At 57.8% G+C, this 4,066-nt stretch carries 4 protein-coding genes, 1 tRNA gene, 1 rRNA gene and 1 pseudogene; 5 read left to right on the forward strand and 2 right to left on the reverse strand.

Annotated features, from left to right (window positions below; translation table 11 throughout):
- Positions 1–83: ribosomal RNA gene (rrf, locus tag EOE18_RS19030) — 5S ribosomal RNA — on the forward strand; the annotation flags it as partial.
- Positions 84–241: 158 nt separating this feature from the next.
- Positions 242–318, forward strand: a tRNA-Met gene (locus EOE18_RS18080).
- On the opposite strand, the gene EOE18_RS19035 is transcribed toward EOE18_RS18080, so the two are convergent.
- A complete protein-coding gene (locus EOE18_RS19035; protein ID WP_425464308.1) occupies positions 275–2,017 on the reverse strand; it encodes a recombinase family protein in 1,743 nt (580 codons plus the stop codon). The two genes, EOE18_RS18080 and EOE18_RS19035, sit on opposite strands and share 44 nt — an antisense overlap.
- A 172-nt stretch (positions 2,018–2,189) precedes the next feature.
- Complete coding sequence (locus tag EOE18_RS18095) at positions 2,190–2,537, reverse strand: hypothetical protein (RefSeq protein WP_127712138.1); 348 nt, start codon at positions 2,535–2,537, stop codon at positions 2,190–2,192.
- Between the two features lie 85 nt (positions 2,538–2,622).
- Here EOE18_RS18095 and tnpA point away from each other — a divergent pair, with 85 nt between their 5' ends.
- From tnpA to EOE18_RS18110, 3 genes and pseudogenes are all read left to right on the forward strand, one after another.
- On the forward strand, positions 2,623–3,000 hold the full coding sequence (tnpA, locus tag EOE18_RS18100) for an IS66-like element accessory protein TnpA (RefSeq protein ID WP_127712140.1): 378 nt from the start codon (positions 2,623–2,625) through the stop codon (positions 2,998–3,000).
- Entirely contained in the window at positions 2,997–3,344 is a 348-nt protein-coding gene (tnpB, locus tag EOE18_RS18105; RefSeq protein WP_127712142.1) for an IS66 family insertion sequence element accessory protein TnpB, read from the forward strand. The genes tnpA and tnpB overlap by 4 nt, the downstream gene beginning before the upstream one ends.
- A gap of 60 nt (positions 3,345–3,404) precedes the next feature.
- A pseudogene (locus tag EOE18_RS18110) lies at positions 3,405–3,941 on the forward strand (transposase domain-containing protein); the annotation flags it as partial.
- Positions 3,942–4,066 lie beyond the last annotated feature (125 nt).

Genomic DNA, 4,066 nt, shown 5'->3' on the forward strand with positions numbered 1-4,066 from the left:
TCCCATCTCGAACTCGGCCGTGAAACCTGACCGCGCCAATGGTACTAACGCTCAAGCGTTGGAAGAGTAGGTCGTCGCCAGGCATTATAGCCGACGCATCCAAAAAGATTGAAAAACCCGTTCGCAAGTGTGTTTGCAGCATTTCTTGTAGAAGCAGCTTGTGGCTTGTTGCGCTATGTTTCCGATCCGATTGTGTGGTTAGGGGATGTGGTGGAGAGCTTATGGGTTGTGGACATCCCGGCGCGGGGTGGAGCAGCCCGGTAGCTCGTCAGGCTCATAACCTGAAGGTCGCAGGTTCAAATCCTGCCCCCGCAACCAACGGTGTACCACTTTCTTCACCGTTGCCCTTTATGTCCTTATCAGAATGCTTTGCAGACCTCGTCCCCGCGCTACAATGCGCAAAGTCCAGCATCCGATAAAGATCTCCCTGCAATTGCAAGGCGCGCTTCTTGCCGCCACGGCTGTTCCCAACTCCCACAACAACCTTATCAATCATCGCGCGAATGGTCTTGCGTGATGCAGACGCGTGCTCGCTCTCCAGATGGGCCGTCAGATCAGTAACCGCTTTGCGGTAGAACTGCTCGTAATTGGCGGGAAGGCGCACGATCGTCCGTTCGGGAAGGTGGGCAAGTTCATATTCCAGCCTCTCAGCCTCCGCTTCCAGTTCCTTAAGGCGAGTGGTGAGGCTGCGAGGAGCATCATCGTCTTCCTCAATCCGCTTGAGGATCTTGACGCTCCTGTTTTTGGTGTCACGCAATGCTGCGGTCAGCTCATCACGGCGACCATGCGAGGCCCGGTGTTGGGCATCAAGCTCCTTCTGGAGATGCCCTGCAAAGCGGGCGATAATCTCAGGCGTCAGCAAGCGGTCTTGCAGTCCGCTCAGCGCGCGTTGCTCCAGCTCTTTGCCAGAGATCGAGGCATTGTCGCAAGCGCCCCCCTGGCTGCGTTTACAGCGCCACCGGCCACCGGCGCTTACAAAGTTTTCTCCGCATCCGCCGCAAACCACGAGACCACTGAGCAAGTGTTGCGCACGCTTGGCGCCGGACAGCGGGTTACCGGTCTTGTTAAACTGCCGGTCCCTGATCTCGCGAGCTTCTGCTTGTTGGCGTTTGACGCTGTCCCAGAGATCCTGCTCGATGATGCGCAAATTCTCGTCTTCATTAATGACCCAAAGTTCCTTCGGGTTCAGTCGTGGGATGCGTTTGAAGCCCCGATCATCGGTGGGGATTTCTACCCATGTGCGCCGATTGAAAATGCGGCGGCCAATGTAACTTTCGTTATTCAGGATACCTTCCCCCATAGCTGGATCGCCGGACAGCGTGGTAGGGCCCCAGTGACCGCCATTATATTTGCCGGTTTCGCGGGCCCTGGGTGAGGGAATGCCTTCGTTATTGAGGATCTTACAAATTGCTTTGAGGCTCTTGCCACTGGCATAGAGTTCAAAGATACGGTGGACCAGTTGAGCCTCTTCGGGCACAATCTCCAGGCAATCCTGTGGACTTCCATCGGCTTGCAATCCGGTGGTCTGGCGTTTGTAGCCCAGTGTTTTACCACCTGTTACCCCGCCGCGCGTAGCTTTGGCTCGCAGTCCGCGTCTCGTTGTATGGGCGATGCGCGCCCGTTGCTGTTCGCTGATGATGCTCTTGAAGGAGAAAGTCAGATCATCAATCTTGCCCGCCACAACGGTATGAAGAGCGACATTAAACGCTGTCAGCCGCTTCCTGATAAATGCCAAATGTTCCTGGTCACGGCCCAGGCGGTCGACGTCCTCAATGATCAAGATGCTTGCTTTGCCTGCTTCGAGAAAAGCCAGCGCCTGTTGTAGCCCGGGACGGACCATAGTGGCGCCGGTGATGCCATTGTCGCCAAAAAATTGGACCAGCTTGAAGCCATGGCTTTGAGCATAGGCGTGGGCAAACATTTCTTGGTCAGCCACTGAAGATGTCCGGTTCTCCGGATCATCGAAACTTTTGCGGCCATAGGCGATGGCGATCTGGGTCATGTGCGCTCCGATCATTTGGCGCTGTAAAGGTAACCCCGATACGGCATGCTGGCGAGGACGATTATGGTGGCGTCCTAAATCGAGTCAGTTATGCCGTGCTTTGGGGGGGCTGTGATAAAGTGACGGCGCTGACATCTATTTGGTAAGATGCCAGCGCCAAAGAATTGTGCAACTTATACAATTTCAATTATTTGTTATCGGGCCGTTTGCCTTTTTGCCAGGCCATAATATTCTCCATGGTCTGCTTGATTTGGGAATGAACGTCCAGGGCATAGAAGCTGATCTCAACAAGACTGATATGACGCGCTCGCAATTGCGCCTTGGCACGTTCAAGTCGGGCAGGGTCTTGGGAAATGACGTCGGGGTGTACGACGATCAAGGCACGGGCTTGATGCCGGGACAGGACCGTCAGCAGTTCTTCCCAGTCCTGGTCATAGTCCTCCGCTTGCTCGGGGCCATTGCCGATATAGATGGCCGTGACGGTGCAGTTTTGCGGTAAGCGTGGCCTGAGGGCCGCCTTGCCGAGACAGGACATGATGGGCAGCTAGCCGTTCGGATTAGGAGCGGCGATGTCGGACGATATGGATCACGAAGGGGCGAGTAGTCATACGAGCCCTCGTATGACTACTCGGATCGAGGTCGCTGCGCGGGTTTCAGGGCGCCGATATTGGACCGTTGAGCAGAAGCTGGCGGTCCTGCGCGATGCCTTCGGGCCTGACGGTTCGGTGCGTGATGCCTGTGAACGGCACGAGGTCGGCAGTGGGCAGGTCTATACATGGCGGCGGCAAGCGCTGACTGGCGAGTTGACTGGCAGGGCGCCACGACAAGCCCCGGCTTTCGCCGAGGTGGAAGTTACGCCTGCGCCGGTGTTGCTACCTGCGCCGGCGTCCAGCAGCGACCAGATCGGGATCGAACTGCCTTCGGGGATCAGGCTGACAGTGGGTTCGGGCATTGATGCCGATGCGCTTGGACGGATTGTGGCGGCTTTGCACCGATGATCGGCCTGCCAGCCTCGACACGGGTGTTTCTGGCCTGCGGCACCACCGACATGCGCAAGGGGATCGATGGGCTGGCGGTGCTGGCTCAGCAAGTTCTGGAAGAGAAGCCCTATTCGGGCGCGCTGTTCGCGTTCCGGGGCAAGCGCGGCGATCTGGTCAAGTTGCTGTGGTACGATGGCCAGGGTCTATGCCTGTTTTCCAAGCGGATGGACCGGGGGCGGTTTGTCTGGCCCGCCACGGCCACGGGCAAGGTCAGCCTGTCTTCGGCTCAGCTATCCATGCTGCTCGAAGGCATTGACTGGCGGCGGCCAGAGCGCACGGTGGAGCCCTTTCTGGCGGGATAAATATGGCTGATTTTTGCTGTTTTTGTGGCATGTTGGGAGCAAATCCGCTATAGCCTCAGGGTGTCTGACGCAGATAGTCTTGCCCCCGATAAGGATGCTTTGATCGCCGAGTTGAAGGCGGCCTTGGCCGCGCGCGACACGCTGATTGAGACGCTACGCTTCCAGTTGGCACAGTTGCGGCGGATGTCTTTTGGCCAATCTTCGGAGAGGCTGGCAGACCAGATCGAGCAGTTGGAACTGACGCTGGAAGAGCTCGAGGGTGAGGCTGAGGTGGCCGATGCCCGCAAGGCCATCAAGGCTAACCCTGAGCGTGCCGCGCCCATTCGATCTCTGCCACCCCATCTGCCCCGTGCAGAGCGTCGGATAGAACCCGAGGGTGGCGCCTGCACCTGTCCAGCCTGTGGTGGCACTTTGCGCCCGCTGGGCGAGGACTGCGATGAACTACTCGATGTGGCGCCGGTGCAATGGCGCGTGCTGCGCAATGTGCGCCCAAAATACAGCTGCCGGTCCTGCGAGAAGATCGTTCAGGCCCCCACGCCCCCCAAGCCCATCGCGCGCGGCAAGGCGACATTCTCTACGCTGGCTCATGTGGTTGTTGGACTTGTAACGGATTTGTGCCGGTCACCTGAGCGTTTTATGCTCGCAACAGGAGACCGACGAGATGATGAAGCATAGTGAAGATTTTAAGCGAGAGGCGGTTCGGATCGCGCTGACCAGCGGGC

Source organism: Novosphingobium umbonatum (assembly GCF_004005905.1).
Lineage (GTDB): Bacteria > Pseudomonadota > Alphaproteobacteria > Sphingomonadales > Sphingomonadaceae > Novosphingobium > Novosphingobium umbonatum.

Excerpts from the sequence above, each read along its gene's own strand:
- EOE18_RS19035 (WP_425464308.1), bottom strand. The coding sequence starts at position 2,017 with ATGATCGGAGCGCACATGACCCAGATCGCCATCGCCTATGGCCGCAAA.
- EOE18_RS18095 (WP_127712138.1), bottom strand. The coding sequence starts at position 2,537 with ATGTCCTGTCTCGGCAAGGCGGCCCTCAGGCCACGCTTACCGCAAAAC.
- tnpA (WP_127712140.1), top strand. The coding sequence starts at position 2,623 with ATGACTACTCGGATCGAGGTCGCTGCGCGGGTTTCAGGGCGCCGATAT.
- tnpB (WP_127712142.1), top strand. The coding sequence starts at position 2,997 with ATGATCGGCCTGCCAGCCTCGACACGGGTGTTTCTGGCCTGCGGCACC.